General features: G+C 37.9%; 10 protein-coding genes. 5 read left to right on the top strand and 5 right to left on the bottom strand.

What is annotated here, in order from left to right:
* Window positions 1-105: 105 nt before the first annotated feature.
* On the top strand, window positions 106-5,175 hold the full coding sequence (locus OPF91_RS12190; protein WP_264989023.1) for an ATP-binding protein: 5,070 nt from the start codon (window positions 106-108) through the stop codon (window positions 5,173-5,175).
* Window positions 5,176-5,220: 45 nt separating this feature from the next.
* Here OPF91_RS12190 and OPF91_RS12185 read toward each other — a convergent pair whose 3' ends face one another.
* The gene (locus tag OPF91_RS12185; protein WP_264989022.1) at window positions 5,221-5,901 is read right to left on the bottom strand and encodes a response regulator transcription factor; all 681 of its coding nucleotides are present in this window, start codon (window positions 5,899-5,901) and stop codon (window positions 5,221-5,223) included.
* A gap of 141 nt (window positions 5,902-6,042) precedes the next feature.
* On the opposite strand from OPF91_RS12185, the gene bioB reads away from it, so the two are divergent.
* A complete protein-coding gene (gene bioB, locus OPF91_RS12180; protein ID WP_264989021.1) occupies window positions 6,043-7,041 on the top strand; it encodes a biotin synthase BioB in 999 nt (332 codons plus the stop codon).
* A gap of 56 nt (window positions 7,042-7,097) precedes the next feature.
* On the opposite strand, the gene OPF91_RS12175 is transcribed toward bioB, so the two are convergent.
* Complete coding sequence (locus tag OPF91_RS12175; protein WP_264989020.1) at window positions 7,098-8,261, bottom strand: aminotransferase-like domain-containing protein; 1,164 nt, start codon at window positions 8,259-8,261, stop codon at window positions 7,098-7,100.
* A gap of 157 nt (window positions 8,262-8,418) precedes the next feature.
* On the opposite strand from OPF91_RS12175, the gene OPF91_RS12170 reads away from it, so the two are divergent.
* Together OPF91_RS12170 and OPF91_RS12165 are read left to right on the top strand one after the other, a co-directional pair.
* Window positions 8,419-9,660, top strand: a complete 1,242-nt coding sequence (locus tag OPF91_RS12170) for a DNA polymerase IV (protein ID WP_264989019.1) — start codon at window positions 8,419-8,421, stop codon at window positions 9,658-9,660.
* A gap of 14 nt (window positions 9,661-9,674) precedes the next feature.
* Window positions 9,675-10,433 (top strand): alpha/beta fold hydrolase, encoded by a 759-nt coding sequence (locus tag OPF91_RS12165; RefSeq protein ID WP_264989018.1) that lies wholly within the window; start codon window positions 9,675-9,677, stop codon window positions 10,431-10,433.
* 192 nt (window positions 10,434-10,625) lie between these two features.
* Here the strand turns inward: OPF91_RS12165 and OPF91_RS12160 are convergent, their stop codons facing one another.
* Window positions 10,626-12,677, bottom strand: coding sequence for a sensor histidine kinase (locus OPF91_RS12160; protein ID WP_264989017.1), 2,052 nt, complete (start codon window positions 12,675-12,677; stop codon window positions 10,626-10,628).
* Window positions 12,664-13,350 (bottom strand): response regulator transcription factor, encoded by a 687-nt coding sequence (locus OPF91_RS12155; protein ID WP_264989016.1) that lies wholly within the window; start codon window positions 13,348-13,350, stop codon window positions 12,664-12,666. Before OPF91_RS12155 ends, OPF91_RS12160 begins: the two co-directional genes overlap by 14 nt.
* A gap of 916 nt (window positions 13,351-14,266) precedes the next feature.
* Between OPF91_RS12155 and hepT the strand changes: the two genes are divergently transcribed.
* Complete coding sequence (hepT, locus tag OPF91_RS12150; RefSeq protein ID WP_264989015.1) at window positions 14,267-14,695, top strand: type VII toxin-antitoxin system HepT family RNase toxin; 429 nt, start codon at window positions 14,267-14,269, stop codon at window positions 14,693-14,695.
* Window positions 14,696-15,283: 588 nt separating this feature from the next.
* Here hepT and OPF91_RS12145 read toward each other — a convergent pair.
* Window positions 15,284-17,806: a winged helix-turn-helix domain-containing protein gene (locus OPF91_RS12145; RefSeq protein ID WP_264989014.1), complete on the bottom strand. Its 2,523-nt coding sequence runs from the start codon at window positions 17,804-17,806 to the stop codon at window positions 15,284-15,286.
* Window positions 17,807-17,923 lie beyond the last annotated feature (117 nt).

The raw sequence follows: 17,923 nt of genomic DNA, 5'->3' as shown, positions 1-17,923 counted from the left end.
CAAATTTTCAGACATGCCCTAGGTTTGGAGCATTTTATTTTTAAATTTTTAACCTTATTTTAACCTTGAATGTATATAGTCATCTGTATAGGGAGGTGCTGATAGATGGAGGAGCAGGTTATTGTACAAACATATCCTGAATGGCGTTTACAAAGATTGTATTTAGAAAAAAGGAATAATCGTATGTTAGTGAAAAGTCTTTATCACAATTCACCTGAACATCGGGCAAAGTTGCAATATGAATTTTCTTTATTTTCGCAAAAGGCGAATCCATGGTTACTGAAGCTGATTGCGATGGATTATATAGACGAGCAGTATAGCATTATTTATGAAAATTTCGATGGGATTTCACTGACGGATTTTGCTCATCAGCATTTGACCATTCATCAATTTTTACAAATTGCGTTGGAATTGGTGAATAGCTGCATTCATTTACATCAAAGCCAAATGCTTTTTTTGGCATTCAATTCTTCACAAATTTTGATTCATCCTGCATCGTGTAAGCTCAAATTAATCAGTTCTCATATGAGCTCACCTTATGATGTGGAGACAGCGATTGTTATGGATACATTACAGCCAGACAATCCACAGCTAGCCTATTATGCACCTGAGCAAACAGGACGTTTAAATATTACGGTAGATTATCGGACAGATTTGTATGCGCTTGGTGTGATTTTCTATGAGCTCATCTGTGGTCAATTACCATTTGCAACAGACGATACAGCCGATTTACTATATGCGATTTTAACGAAAAAACCAGCACCATTAACGACGATACCTACCGTTGTGTGGAAGGTAATAGAAAAGTTACTAGCTAAAAGCCCCGATGCTCGCTATCAAAGTGCTGTCGGCTTAAAAGAGGATTTATTACTCATTCAGCAAAAATTAATGACAGATGAACCATTGGCAGATTTTCTATTAGGCACGGAAGATATTTCGCTACAGCCGACCTTATCAACTAAATTGTATGGGCGACAGCCGCAGATTGAGCAGTTGGTACAACACTTCCAGCGAGTAGTAGATGGACATAAAATGTTTTTAGTGATTACAGGGAATGCGGGACTTGGAAAATCACAGCTTGCTTATGAGATAAAAGGTGAAGTCGCAGCGGTGAAAGGCTATTTTATCGAAACGAGGTACAATCAATTACAGCTTGAAAATGACATGATGCTTGTTATTCAACCATTGCGAGAATTATTGAAACAAGTGTATATAGAAGGTGAAAGGTCGGTCAAACAATGGTGTTCTTTATGTGAGGAAGTGCAATTATATGTCACAAAGCAATTAGTGGAACTTTTGCCAGAGCTAACGTGGTTTTATGATGCAGGAGACACTTTACCAAGTATTTCTTATGAAGATACGAAGCAATTGCAAGTGTATATGTCGATGTCAATTCAAAAAATATTACAGACCTTTTCTATAAGAAAAACACCGATTGTCTGGTTGATTGATAATTTACATTGGGCAGAGCCGAGTGCATTAAAGTTCGTTACAGAAATTTATGAACAGCATCGTACAGGCTATTTTATGGTATTAGCGACATCACGTATGACAGGGAAAGAAGTGACATTACCAGCCCATCAACGAATAGATTTACCATTGTTACAGGAAGCAGATATTGAACTTTGGCTACAAGAGTCCTTACATATGAGGTCGCAAACCGTACAGGAGCTTGCACAACACCTTTTGAATATGACACAAGGTAATCCATTATTTATAAAGGAAGTGTTTCGAGCGTCTCAACAAGATCAAACCATTTATTTTGATGTGGAAATGAAGGAATGGCAATTTAATTTGAAGCAATTTAATCAATCCTTTTTATCAGGTGAAATCGTCACGTTTTTAGAAAATCGTCTAGCAAATATTGACCAAGAAGCGTTAAAGGTGTTGCAGATGGCTGCTTGTTTTGATCGACAATTTACATTTGGGCAATTTCGGCAGCTCGTGTCTTTATCAGATGCGAAACTGTTGAATTTGCTGGATATACTGGTCATACAGGGCTTTTTAATTCCGCTAGATAGTCAATTTAAATGGGCTAGTCAGCTAGAACAAGAGGCGACCACGTATATTTACTCTTTGCCATTTCAATTTGTGCATGACCGCATTCAGCAAATCGCCTATGAGGGGTTAGCGACAGATGAGCGCTTGCGATGTCATTATCGCATTGGTCAATTATTTAGTGCGGATTTAGCCAATCACCATCAACTAAATGACGCAGTGAAGCATTTTAATTATAGTATTTCATTGCTCAATCTAGAGGAAAAACAGCAGCTCGCTCTTTGGAATTATGAGCTTGGTGTGAATGCAAAGCGGGGTGGTTTTTTTGAAAATGCACTTTACTTTTTAACGATGAGTTTATCGTTATTGCCTGTGGACCATTGGCAGACAATGCGAGAACAAGCAATGGCTATTTATGCGAATTTAGGGGAATGTGAATGTCTTGTAGGGCAGTATGAGCTAGCGGATGGTCATTTAGCAGAGGCTTTACTACATGCCCACACATTGTTAGAACAGCTCGAAATTTATCATTTAAAAACATTGCTTTATATGGAATCAGATAGTCCGACGATTGGGATTGAGGCAGGATTAGCTGGATTTGCTGCGGCGAATATGGCGATTGCTGAAAACCCTTCTAAAATGCACGTTTTCAAGGAATATGTCCAATTAAAAATGGCATTACGTCATCAAACGGATGAAACATTAGTTATGTCAGCACCTATTCAACAGGCAGAAATAGAGAAGGTTATTCAAATTGCGATTAATATGGCTGCTAATACGATTCGCTTAAATCCGAATTTAACAGGCTTATTATTGATGCGTGCCTTTCGTTTGCAACTTGCCTACGGTGGTGGCACGAAAACAGGCATTATTTTTAGTAATTATGCCATGTTGTTAAATGCAGGATTTGGGGATATCAAACAAGCTACTCGCTTTGGGAAGCTAGCTATTGAGGCGGCAGAACAGCAGGATAATCGAATGACAAAGGGACATGTTTACTATGTTTATGGCTTATTTATTTGCCATTGGACGAACACATATGAGACAAGTATCTATTATATGAGCAATGCCCAAAAGTATTGTATAGAGGTTGGACTCTATTTGATTGTGACGACCGCATCTTGTTTTATCGTAGTAGCACAAATTCTTCGAGGAGCGACACTTGCCGATATCCAGCAGGAAATTATACAGCAGCAAAACCATTTTTCGACGAATGCCAGTGCGTTAACCATTGATTTTTTAGCAGAAATGGCTTTATGGATGGACGTTCTTCAAGAACCGACACATCCTATCGATTGGGCATGTCCGATTACAACACAAGATCAGCCGATTATTCATATGATGCACTATGCCATTCGATTACAGATGTCATTTTTACTTGGCGATGAACAACAAGGTGTAGCGATTTTATCGGTGCTCAAGCAGATTGACAAGGAAGTATTCACGCTCCCTGTGACGACGCTGTACTATGTATATCGGGCATTATGGCAGTTTGAGTGGTTACGGCACAAAAAGGATACACAGCTATTAGCCGATATTCGCCATAGTTTACGTCAATTGAGGAAATGGGCACATTTTGCACCACATAATTATGAGCATTTGTATACATTGTTATTAGCAGAAAAATATAGGTGGAAAAAATTGTATCATCAAGCAGCACTTCACTATGATCGAGCGATTCAATTAGCAACATTACGTGGTTTTACACAAGATGTAGCGGTTGCTAATGAGCGTGCAGCGAACTATTACAAAACTTGTGGTGATGAGCAAAAGGCACAATACTACAGCAAGCAGGCGATTATGTACATGCGGGCATGGGGAGCAGAAACGGTCGCAAAGCGATGGGAGCAATTGTACAAGCATATACAAATACCAAGCAAACAGACACAGCTAAGTGCCTATACGACATTTGAGATGTTAACGGTTATAGAAACAACGCAATCATTGGCAAAGGAAATCCGAATGGAGGATTTACTACGCAATATTTTATTTTCATTGCTAAAACATGCAACAGCGAATATCGGTTACTTTATTCATAAACAACAGCAGGAGCTGATGGTGCTAGCATTGGCAAAAGCAGATAATCGGCAATTTTCACTCTATCATCGACAACCAATTGGGCAATTCGGTGAGAATATGCAGTCAGTTGTTCGCTATGTATGGCAAAGTGGTGAACCGTTAATTATTCATAATGCCCAAGAGCCAAATGCCTTGTTCCACGAGGCTTCCACAGCAAAGTCGATCCTTTGCTTGCCCATCCATCATAAGGATGACATCATTGCCATGCTTTATTTAGAAAACACATTGACGACCAATGCTTTTCAGGAAACACAAGTTGATTTACTGAAAATGATTGCGACCCAGATTGCTGTCTCGATTGAAAATGCGATGATGTACGAGGAGTTGGAGCAGCGTGTCCAAGCACGTACAAAGGAATTGGATGAGATGAATCAGCATTTAAAAATGGTCAATGAACGTTTAGCCAAAAATGAGTTAGAGCGTAAAAAGCTGTTGCATAGTATTTCACATGAGCTGCGGTCGCCTATTACTTCTACATTAGGCTATATCGATTTAATATTGGATGGTGTAATTGTTGAAGCAGATGAAAAGGCGAAATATTTGACGAGAAGTAGAGAGAGATTGTTGGCATTAAATTTATTAATTCAAGATTTATTCGATTTAGCTAATTTAGAGGCGGGGCGAGCTGATTATCAATTTACCTCTGTGAAGGCTTATGAGCTCTTTTCGCAAGTAGAATATCGCTATGAACATGAGATGCAACAGCGTGGCTTAAGCTATCGTGCTCATTTTTATGGCAATGAGGAGGCTCGTTTACTACTCGACCGTACACGTATCCAGCAAGTGATTGATAATATGATGCAAAACGCCATGAAATATACAAACGCAGGTACGATTGAATTGCTGATGTATGTGAAGGACCAGCAATTTACGTGTACCATTCAAGATAGTGGGATTGGCATTCCAGTAAATGATCTTCCATTTGTCTTTGATAGTTACTACCGTGCATCGAATGTAGACAAACAGGAATCACATGGCATTGGTTTAGCAATCTGCAAAGAAATTGTGAAACAGCATCATGGGCATATACACGTAGAAAGTGTGGAAAATGAGGGCTCCATCTTCCATTTTACATTGCCTATTGTACAAGAAAAATGACTGCTTTTAGAGGGAATGGTATCGTCATTCTCTCTGAAAGCAGTCTTATTTAATATGAAATTGATAACCAAAGCCTCTTACAGTTTGGATATATTGTGGTGTGGACGGTGTATCCTCAATTTTACGTCGTAATGTACTAATATGTACTGAAACGGTTTTTGAATCGGCAATCCCATCATAGCCCCATACATGGTCAATGAGTTGCTCCACACTCACGATTTTATTGGCATGCTCAATCAAAAAGAATAGCAATTTTCGTTCTTTTGTAAATAAGCTAATTGGCTCCCCATTTTTGTAGACCATTTTTTCATCTATATGAATTTTTAAATGTTCTAATTCGAGAATGTTGCTAGGCTGTGTAGGTGCTTTTCTTTTTAAATGTGCCTGTACACGTGCGACTAACTCTTTCGGAATAAAAGGCTTTGTGACATAATCATCTGCACCAACAGCAAAACCTTCTAATTTTTGATCGATTAAATGATTGACCGTCACAAAAATAATAATAGCGTCAGATTGCTCACGAATTTTTTTTGCTAGTGCAAAGCCATTGCCATCAGGTAAATTGACATCCAGTAAAATTAAATCAGGCTGTTGTTGAAGAAAGTTTTGCCAACCCTCTTGAAAAGTAGTTGCCTTTATCACAGTATAGTGAGCGCTTGCCATGGAAAGGGATAGTACTTCCATAATGTCGATATCATCTTCTACGATTAAAATTTTTTCATGCATAACATAGTCCTCCCACTATTAAATATACCGTTTTTAGTATAGGAAGTGAATGAAAATTCATAGAAATTTGAAATTTACAAATGGTGCCTTTTTGTGTTAACTTATTTTTATTGAAGGTTAACTAAAAGAGGGGGATGCACAATGGATTGGTTGCAACTAGCGAATGAGGTCGTGGAAGGTAAGGTAATTAGTGATGTAGAGGCATTGGCCATCATAAATAGTGAAGATGATGAGTTATTAGCATTGATGAATGGGGCTTTTGCTATTCGCCGACATTACTATGGTAAAAAAGTGAAGCTCAATATGATTATGAATGCGAAAAGTGGTTATTGCCCAGAGGATTGCGGCTATTGCTCACAATCCTCCAAATCGACTGCACCTATCGACAAATATCCGTTCATTACGAAGGAGGAAATTTTAGCAGGAGCAAAGCGTGCTTTTGACAATAAAATTGGGACATACTGTATCGTTGCTAGTGGACGAGGGCCTACAAGGAAGGATGTCCATGTGGTAAGTGAGGCAGTAGCTGAAATTAAAGAGAAATATGGTTTAAAGGTATGTGCCTGTTTAGGTTTGTTAAAGGAGGAGCAGGCACAGCAGTTAAAAGAAGCAGGTGTAGATCGTTATAATCATAATTTGAATACTTCAGCGCGTCATCATTCATTCATCACAACAACGCATACATATGAGGATCGGTTGCAGACGGTCGATATTGTGAAAAAGCATGGGCTTTCACCATGTTCAGGTGCGATTATTGGCATGAAAGAAACAAAAGAGGACGTTGTGCAAATGGCACGTGCGCTTTATCAATTGGACGCAGATTCGATTCCTGTAAATTTTTTACATGCTATTGATGGGACGAAACTGGCAGGAACAAGGGAATTAAATCCACGCTATTGCTTGAAGGTTCTTGCTTTATTTCGTTATATGAATCCGACAAAGGAAATTCGCATTTCAGGTGGTCGTGAAGTCAATCTTGGGTCGCTTCAGCCACTTGGTTTATATGCAGCAAATAGTATTTTTGTTGGTGATTACTTAACAACAGCAGGGCAGGAAGTAAACAGCGACTATCGTATGCTAGAGGATTTAGGATTTGAAATCGAATTAACAAAGCAACAAGAAGCGGTGTGTTCCTCCTAACTAAAAAGCCTGAACAACGCACATATTGCAGTGATTGTTCAGGCTTTTTAAACGGATTATAAAATGCTAGCTAGACGTTGAATACCTTCACGAATAACTTCTGGTGTGGCATTTGTATAGTTTAGACGCAGTGTATTGACATTTGTTTTATTTGTGTAGAATGGGTCACCAGGTACGAAGGCAACCTTTTGTTCCATTGCTTGATGGAATACTTCTAATGCAGATGCACCATTATTCAATGTAGCCCAAATAAACATTCCACCATCAGGCTTTGTATAGTCCACATGTGCAGGGAAAAACGCTGCCATAGCATCAAGCATTGTTTGTGATTGCTCTTTATAGAGACCGATAATTTTTTGGACATGCTCCATATAGTCATTATTCGCTAAATAATCGTAAATAACATATTGTGCAAAAATATTTGTGTGTAAATCAGAGGCTTGCTTTGCTGTTTCAATATACTGCATTAGTTCTTTATTTTTAGTAATTAGAAAGCCAAGGCGCATACCAGGTGTTACTGTTTTCGAGAAAGAGCCAAGCAACACGCTGTTAGCTAGTTTACCTGCACCGATATAGGGCAATGCTTCACCTTGAAAGCGAAGCTCACCATATGGATCATCTTCAATCAATACCACATCATATTTTGCTACAATCTCACAAATTTGTTCTCGTTTTTCTTTTGAATAGGTTAGACCTGTAGGGTTTTGGAAATTTGGTACAGTATAAACACATTTCACATTGGGTTGCTGTAGTGCTTGTTCTAATTCCTCTAAATTGAGTCCGTCATTTTCGAGTGTTACACCATGGAAAGTAGGCTCACTTAATGTGAAGGCTTGAATAGCCCCTAAATAGCCAGGCTCTTCAATAATAATGCCATCATCTTTATTAATCAGTACTTTTCCAAGCAATTCAAGTGCTTGCTGTGAGCCTGTCGTAATAAAGACATCATCTGCTTGAATATCGAGTCCATGTAAACGTTGATATTTCGCTGCGATATATTCTCGTAAAGGGGCATAACCTTGTGTGGATGAATATTGAAATAAGCGACTACCATTTGTTGTAATGGCATGGTCAATGGATGTTTTCAGCGCATCGATTGGAAATGAAATTGGATTTGGTAATCCCCCAGCAAAGGAAATGACATCTTCTGCATCTGTTACTTTCAAAATATTTCGAATAAATGAAGAGGGGGTTTTTAAAATTCTGTCTGAATATTGCATAAGCTATCGTTCCTTTTTTCTGAGTTTTTCAAAAATTATAGCATTATTATTGTCGGCATACAATATCAACCTAGTAGATGGTACGATTAATATGTTAAAAAACTATTCAAAAAACGAACGTATGTTTATAATAGAAGGAAAAGACGAGGTGAGGGAAATGGCACACATGGGACGTATTATTTTTCATATTGATATGAATAGCTTTTATGCTTCTGTTGAACAAGCCCATGACCCATCTTTGAAAGGGAAACCATTAGCGATTGCAGGAAACCCAAAGGAGCGAAGAGGTATTTTAGTAACATGTTCTTATGAAGCGAGAGCACATGGCATTTATACGACAATGACGGTTCATGAAGCCCTCAGAAAATGCCCAGAATTATTATTATTGCCACCAGATTTCCCGAAATATCGAGAAGCGTCAAAAAAAATGTTTACCATTTTACGTAGTTATACAGATTTAGTAGAGCCTGTATCGATTGATGAAGGTTACATGGATGTGACGCTGCTATGTCAGGAGCAGCATGCGCTAACCATTGCCAAGGAAATACAGAGTCGTATATTACAGGAGCTTGATTTGCCTTGCTCGATTGGTATTGCACCGAATAAATTTTTAGCAAAAACGGCATCTGATATGAAAAAACCGATGGGCATTACAGTATTGCGCATTCGTGATGTAGCACATATGCTATGGCCACGTGAGGTCATTACCATGCATGGCATCGGTGCGAGCACGGCTAAAAAATTGAATGCACAAGGTATTTTAACGATTGGAGATTTAGCGCAGGCAGATGATTATAAGCTTAAGCAACTTTTAGGGAAAAATGGAGAGCGGTTGCGTGCAAGAGCGAATGGAATGGATGAGCGAGTTGTAGATCCTAATGCCATCTTTGATACAAAAAGCGTTGGCAATTCGACTACATTACCAGAGGATATAGCTGATATACGTCAGTTACAAAAGGTGATGAAGGGGCTATGTAAAAAGGTAGCGGAGCGTTTAGAGGCGAAGCGGTTGGCAGGCTTTACGGTCAGCATTCAAATTCGTGATGCCAACTGGCAAAATCATAGTCGCTCGAAAACCGTATCCAATGCGATGTATCAAGCAGAAGATATTTTGGCTATAGCATTTGCATTATTGGAGAGACATTGGGATGAAACACCTGTTAGATTATTAGGTGTTACGGTGTCGAATGTGACGGATCGTAAAGAATATTCACAGCAATTATCCATTTTTAATTTTGAGGAACATAGTAAGGATGAGCCGATATTAAAGGTAGTTGATGAAATTGAAGAGCGTTTCGGAAAAGGCGCTATTACACGTGGTGTCGATATCGGTAAACGACCATCCTATCAGTCACAAACAAGCTTTAGTAAGGATTTTTTGGATGACCATGATGTATAACAGGGGGGAACAATATGGAGTATAAAGAATACGGTACAGCACAGCCAACTATCATCTTATTTCTTCATGGTGGAGGGGTAGGTGGATGGATGTGGGATAAGCAAGTTCGCTATTTCTCTCACTATCATTGTATTGTCCCGACTTTAACAGATGGGGTGACTACATTTTCCATTGAAGCCTGTGCAATGACATTAGCGCAATTATTAACTGAAAAGGCACAAGGCAAAAAAGTGGTTGTTATTGGCTTTTCTTTAGGGGCGCAAATAGCTATCAAGCTGATGAGTATCAGACCTCACAGTATTGATTATGCCATCTTGAATAGTGCATTGGTCATACCATCACCTTTGATGGTGCGGATGATTCGCCCAATGCTTCGCTTGACATTTCCTTTAATTAAAAATCAAACTTTTGCTAGATTACAGGCGAAAACATTATATATAGGTGCCGATTATTTTCCACAATATTATGAGGATAGTCAAAAAATAACCGCAGCCACATTAACGGCAATACTACAGGAAAATATGTCATTTACTATTCCTGAAAATTTCTCGACAGTCACAAGTAAACTATTGGTAACTGTTGGGGCGAAGGAGAAAGGAGTTATGAAAAATTCGGCAAAACATCTTGTCCAAAGTCACCCTAATAGCCAAGGCGTAATTTTACCTAATATCGGGCATGGTATTTCTCTAGCACAGCCAGCCATTTTTAATCAATTTGTAGCGGATTGGCTGCAAACAGGACAATTGCCAGTGGGAGAGGTGATTGGTCAGTAGGGGGAAGTTGTGAAGGTTTTCCTAGACAATATCACTGTTAATGTACTGACTGAAATCCACACTTCTGCTAAAATATCATTTTCCTTTATTTGTGTAAGTAGAGTTTTTCTGAAAATAAAAGTACTTTGTCTATAATGATAGCTATACACAGCAAAAGAATAGGACACTTATTCATCCTATTCTTTTACTACATTATTCATTTTGAAATTTCGGTAGATAAATCATCGCCTTAAATAAATCACCATCTACTTGCACTAAGAACTTTCCATGCTGGATATGAATAAGGCTTTCCGCAATTGACAATCCTAATCCACTACCTTGACTTGATCTAGATTCATCCCCACGTTTAAAGCGTTCCATTAGTTCATCGACTGAAATATTTAATTCATAGGCTGAAATATTTTTAAATGTTACGAGTATTTCATGCCCTAAATCTTCCACATTAATATAGACCCTTGATGCAGGCTGGGCGTATTTAAAAATATTTGAGAATAAGTTTTCAATAGCGCGCCATAGAAGCTTGCCATCAGCCTTCATATATATTTTTTCTGTTGGATAGGCTAATTTAAAATCTAATGAGGATGCTTCAATTTGTTCATCCATTTCACCTATACCTTGTGTTAGTAAGGATACGATGTCAATTCGTTCTAGCTGTACAGGCATACTTCCACTGGATGCTTTAGCAGCTTCAAATAAATCATCAGTTAAGAGTTTTAGTCTTTTCGATTTTTGATCCAACACATCTACATATTCAGCAATAATTTCAGGGTCATGTTCTATTTTTAATAAATCGACATACGTAATGATAGATGTTAAAGGTGTTCTAATATCATGCGAAACATTCGTAATGAGCTCTGTTTTTAAACGCTCACTCTTGATTTCACTATCCACCGACTTTTTTAACCCGTCTGTAATACGATTAATATTCGCTGCAAGTCGGCTAAACTCGCCTTTTCCATCTACGTCAATGCGATGATGAAGATCGCCATTCTTAATTTGCTCTACACCTTCTTTAATGCGGTTAAATGACTTCACCTTTTTCAGCGCAAACCAAGCAGCTAAACCTATCGTAATGGGAAACATGAAAAACGTCGCCGCAACGACTACTGGATAGCCAATGACAAGGAGCACGATTTTCACACCGGTACTGCCACTATCAAATACATTTTTTACAAAAAGAAAAACCTTTTTGAATAGTTGATAGAGGAGTGTATGCTGAAGAAATGATCTGTTTTTGATATGTTTGACGAGCGATAAAATCATCAGTAAGGTAATAAGCAAAATAGGTACAGCGAGAAGTATATACGTACCATGCAACACTTCAACAATCATGGCGAACCACATCGATAGTAAACAAACGATGATGGCAATATTGACATCATTATATAGTTTGTCCATGACATGCAAATGAATTTCTTGATCTTTGAAGGACGTTTTGCCAATCACAATCATCAAATAAACAAAACAGACAATAAATCCTGCTAAAAATAGAAAGAATTCATTAAGAAGATTTTTGGCAATCGCTTTATCTGCCTCCCATTCTGACATTTTTTGTTGTAAGAAGGAGTCTTTAAATGCTACATAAAGGATGTCTGTTTGTGGATTCAACGTTTCGACTTCACTTGTAAAGTAATTCAAATATTGACTTTCTTGCATTTCAGTTGGACGCAATTTTGGTTGATAATCCTCAAATAGCATATAGGCATTAAAGGATTCAAATTGCTCTTTCTTATTGAAGTCACTATTAGAGAATACATGTTCACCATCACTCGCATAAAACACGATACCTTCATATGCTTCTAATGTACTGCGTAACCGATAAAATTCTCTTACTTGTTCTTGTTTGCGTTTATCTTCTTGAAGATTGATGTCGTTTGCATACTCTTTTTGATAAATACGTTTATTTTCTAATTCATCTAAACTTTCATTGTATTGATAGGAATAACGAAAATCATTATATAAACTTTCCTCGATTTCTCTACGATCTTCTTCTGTTAATGTTTTACCACTTAAAATATATTCTTCACTTTTGTATTTTCCAATTAATTGCGTTAAGGCAACGATAGGGCTGTAGCTTTCATCAGCGAATGCGCGACTTTCAAAATAATTATCTTGTGTGATACTACTAAAATGAATCTCTTTAAATTCCATATCGATTATGACTTTTGTGATGCCTGTTAAACAAACAACAGCAATGAGAAAGACCACCAACTTTGTAATGAGTGCATGACTAATATTTTTCAATTTTATACCCAACCCCCCATACCACTTTTAAATACTTTGGCTCTTTTGGATTAATTTCAATTTTTTCTCGAATTTTTCGAATATGAACCGCAACCGTATTTTCTGGATTAATGGCATGTTCATTCCATACCTTTTCATAAATCTCTTCGATTGTGAATACTCTTCCGGCATTTGCTGTCAGAAGTCGTACAATTTTATACTGTACTGGTGTCAAGTGAACCTCTTTTTTATCAACGGTAATGATTCTCTTTTCATCATCAAGCATCAGTCCACCTGTTTGAAATACATAACTGCTCACTTCTAGATTCTTAAATGTTGTATACCGTCTTAGCTGGGATTTCACTCTAGCCACAAGCTCTAATGGATTAAACGGCTTGGCCATATAATCATCTGCTCCGATATTTAATCCGAGTATTTTGTCATAATCCTCTGACTTAGCAGAAAGCATAATGACTGGAATCATATTATCTTGTCGAATTTTCATCGTTGCTGTAATGCCATCCATTTTTGGCATCATAATGTCCATAATGATGAGATGTATCACATGCTCTTGTATAAGGTCAATCGCCTCTATACCATTGTAGGCCTTAAATACTTGATATCCTTCATTTTCTAGATAGACGCTAATCGCTCTGACAATTTCCTTATCATCATCACAAATCAAAATGTTCAACTACATTCACTCCTTCATTTCTTTCAACTTATATGCTCCCTCCTGTAGGATTCGTATAACGATATAATACTAATTAAATCTTAACAAACATACACATCAATTCTTAAGATTTTCTTAGTGTTTTGCGATGTACATGCATATTGCCGAATAGACGATGCTGTTTTTGCTTCAATTAGACAAGTTCAATGTTCAAGATAAGGATTCCTCTATTTCAATCGAAGGGATAAAGGGGGATGGAGGTATGATTTTTGATGTTGAGAAATTGATATATCGATCAAATGCAGGTTGTGAATGGAGAAAATAAGTGATTGATACAATAAATATATTTTGAGCGTCAGTCTAAATAGTATTTTCCTTTTAGAATTGACGGAAAATTTAAATATTTAACTTGCTTTTTTTCAAAGAAAGATATATGATGAAAATCAAATATAATTTAGGCACACCATTAAATGGTATTCTAATAAAAATGTTTGTTAGAGTGCTATTTGTGTTTGCTTTACAGATGGAATGGTTTATTAGTAGGAACTGCTAATTCATTACTCCACTACAAGGTCTTTTTATGAGACGTCTTGTGGTGGAGTTTTTTTGTATAAATTTTCTTCCCTACTAATACATCATGAAGAAATGTCTTGGCGAAGTTCTACATTATTTTATCATCATTATTTCATATGTAGTGATGAGTGCCTTTGAAGCAGGTTTTTCTTTTAGTAGTGTTTTAGACATTAGAATTTATCGCAGCACTCGGGAAATTGACTTGAAATTGTTCCTACTACCGAATTTTAGAAGGATGCCACAAGTTTTAAAGGATATATTACAAGGTGTTTGACCATTGGGAACGATAGCAGTTCTGTTTGATGCCATCGGGTTTCCGTACGATACGAGCAACTGCTATTAAAAAAGATGGGAGAGATGCGTAATGAAGGATGTTATTTTAAATAAATCCGCGACTATCGAGCTTTGTTTGAAACAAATTCATGAGATATATCAGGGGAATATTGGGAATTTAGCTGATTGTACGAAGCAAGATAGTATTATTTTAACTATTCAATGTGCTTGTGAGGCGAGTATTCACTTAGCTATGTATATTGTGAGTGAGCAGCAGTTAGGTATACCAAAAGCAAGTCGTGATGGCTTTAAGTTATTACAAGAGGCAGGGGTAATGGAAGAGAATTTAGCACAGGCAATGATGAATATGATCGGTTTTCGACATTACTATCAAGCATTAGAACTTGATATTTTAGAAATAATTTTAGATAAACATATGGAGAATTTTAAAGCGTTTATCAAAGCTATTTTGCAGTTTGAAGAGACAAGAGAATGGCGTAAACAGCAAGCAAGGTTGTGACAATAAAAACAAGAAGGTCTGTTTATCTTCGTTCAGCCAATGGTTTTTGTATCGAAAGTGAAGCATCAAATACAGAGATCCCTTCCTCAGTGTGCCATGTTTATATGCAAAAGTGTAAGTGAAATATAGCGACACAACAGGGAGGGGATGAATGCCATTTTACTTTCTTCAGTGGGTGTCTCAAATGCCCACTCAAGATAAAGCCTCAATGGATTTGGTAATGTACTTTCTGAGTGAACTCGGAAAATCTGAACGCAATTAGGCTGAGGTGTCACAACCATTTGTTACGATACGTGACTTAGTAAATTTTGTTCAAGTTAGTAGCGTAAATTTGAATTTAAGTGAAAATGTTGAAAGTGTGAGATTGATGATATGACAATCGGTTATCACATAGCCATAGCCTGCGTTTTCATTATCTATTAGCCCAATTCTTGCATCACTTTCAACATATTGCTTATATAGGAGTTTGGGGATACCTCATCCATATTTATTATCATTTTTAGACCTTTTTTGTGACCGATGTAACGCTTTTCCTCTCCATTTAATGGCTCAATAAAAGTAAGTATTAGAAGGAAATTTAGCTACCATTTACTCCATCAAGCCTAACGCCCGTGCCTTCAACACAGCGTCCATGGAATTGTTAACATCTAGCTTGCGATAGGCGGCCGTAGCATGGGATTTGACTGTATGAATTGTCAACCCAGTGAGTTCCATAATTTCTTTGTATTTGTAGCCCATAGCAAGCAGACTTAGAATATGCTTTTGCTGCTTGGATAACTTGATTGCTTTCAGGTTAACCGGAAGAGCGAGTCCTTTTTTTCGTTTAGCTTGTTCAGAGGCAGCCAAGGTGACCTCATGGATATATTTTGCTTTCAGCTCTCCTGTGTAGCTATCTCGTTCAACCTTGAGAGCTATTTTACGAAGAATTGGTAGAACGGCTGCACCTTCCTCCGCAAATATCCGCACATAGCCATATGGCTGTGCAGCAGTCAGTGCAAGTTCCAGTGTATGCTGCGCCTCTTTCTGTTTACTTAGTGCTCCCTCAAGGATGGCTTGTAGAACACTAGCCTCTGCGACATCAAGTGGTCGCTGAAAATCCTCACCCAACTTTTTCAACCTAATAATATAACGCATTGCTTCTTCTGCTTGTCCAAGAACGATATAGGCTCTGGCTGTTGTAAAATGTTGCGAAATTTTATAGAGTTCCAAATTTTTAGAAGGAGTGACAAAATACTGCTCAAACCATACAGAAGCAGCCTCTTTGTCGCCATCAGCCAGACGTAATTTCGTCTCATAAGCCTTGAAATTTGGCCACAAATAACTCGTATTTTGTTCAAAGATACCCTTTTGGACCTCGACAAGCATCGCCTCGGCCTCAGCGGTTTGCCCCATCGCAGATAGAATGACTGCCTGTGTAAGAGAGGCACTAAAACTCACTTCACCCATCATACCTTTGGGGAGTGTAGCTATCGCATGGTCACAACAGGCTTTTGCCTCCTTCAACCTATTTCTTTCATAATAAAGCATTGCACGCAACGCATGAGCCATATATGTGTGGATGCCACCTAATAAAACGGTGAATACTGGAGTAGCCAGCTGTGTATTTTTTTCAATATTTGCTGCGAAATCAGAATAATCCCGATGACTGCGATGGATAAAGGGCAGTGCATTCATTAGCGTAGTTGCTCTGGCATTACTTTGGGTGACCACCTCAATGATTTCAGGAGTGAGCCAATTGGATACATTGAAAATTTGGTGGCGAAAATCAATCGCTGTCATAAAAAGACCATATTTAATGAACGTATGATGCTGCTTCATGATTTCAGGCAATTTCTCGTACAGTTGATCTAAATAGTGACAAAATCGCTGTGCATCGCCAAGTAAATAATAGTACCAACATAGGCTGATTAACAGATAGGGTTCATTTTCTGCCAAGCTCTCTGGAATACTGTCTCCCAACAAATACAAATCCTGCATCGATACATGGGTAGGTAACACACCATCAGACGTACTGTATTCATACATCTCCAACATATCGGCAGTAAGGGCTTCAAAATCCTTTGCTTTTACAGCAAAACGTATACTATTGTAATATTCCTCTCTTTCTCGATAGTAGGCCGCAGTGGACTTATAAAGTGCATCTTTATCAAAATCTATGTTTTCTTCCAGCCTACTTCTTAAAAACGCTAAGAAAATAGGATAGTAGCGGTAGTTTTGACCATATGTATGACTGATAAAGGAATTAGTAGCATAAAGCTGAGCTAGCAATGTCTCGCTATCCTCTCGATCTGTCAGGCAATTGGCAAGTGTTGGCGTTATTTCATCTACCACAGAGGTCTTTAGCATAAAGTCCTGCATGCTTCGATCAAATTTATCCCAGATATGCTGTTTTATATACTGATTTAAAGCTTTATCTGAATCCATCTGTCCACTTTTAGCGACCACATCCACACCAAGAGCCCAACCGCCAGTGACCGTTTTGATTGTAAGCGCTTCTTCCTTTGTAATGACCTGATGACAGGCTTTGAAATATTTTTGTATTTCAGACGCAGAAAAGATAAATTCTTTGGAGGTGATTGGAGCGGCTTTTCCTTCATTAATGGAAGATTCCATATAATCGATGTGCTCCTCTCGAGTTAAAAGCATGGTGACAAAGGACATAGGAAGCCGCTTTAGAATAAAAGGCAAAGATTTTCGGATGGTCTCATCTGTAATTAAATGTGTACCGTCAAGTACGAGTGCGTATGATGTAGCATCTAGCTCAAGATACGACAAAAAATTGATGGTATGTTCAATCGGTGCGTTGATAAAGTTTGGATTTTTCAGTAGCTCCACCATCGTTTGATTGTGAGGAAAAGCGGAGGCAATCCCCGTACAGAGTAGTTTATAAAAGACAACAGGTGAATTATCATATTCATCTAGCTCAATCCAAATGTTTTTTCGCTCAGATGTTGCAAGCCAAAGAAGGGTAGCTGTCGTTTTACCAAAGCCAGCAGGAGCGGAGACTAGGATGGTTCTTTTCCCTGCATACTGTTGAAATGTATTCATAAGTGTATGCTTGGGTAAACAAATATCGGGTAATTTTGGGGGAATGAATTTTTCGTTTAACAAATAAAAACCCTCCTTTTTTTCTAAGCATAATATATTTTTTGATGAATCACACGAAAAATTTTATTTTGTATGAAGTTTTTTATAGTATTTAACTGTGAACAGTATATTTTCATAAGA

The sequence above is a fragment of the Lysinibacillus piscis genome, from assembly GCF_026012395.1.
In the GTDB taxonomy this organism is placed as follows: Bacteria; Bacillota; Bacilli; order Bacillales_A; family Planococcaceae; genus Lysinibacillus; species Lysinibacillus piscis.
The sequence above is the reverse complement of the archived record's forward strand: the minus strand, read 5'-3'. Positions and strand labels throughout refer to the sequence as shown.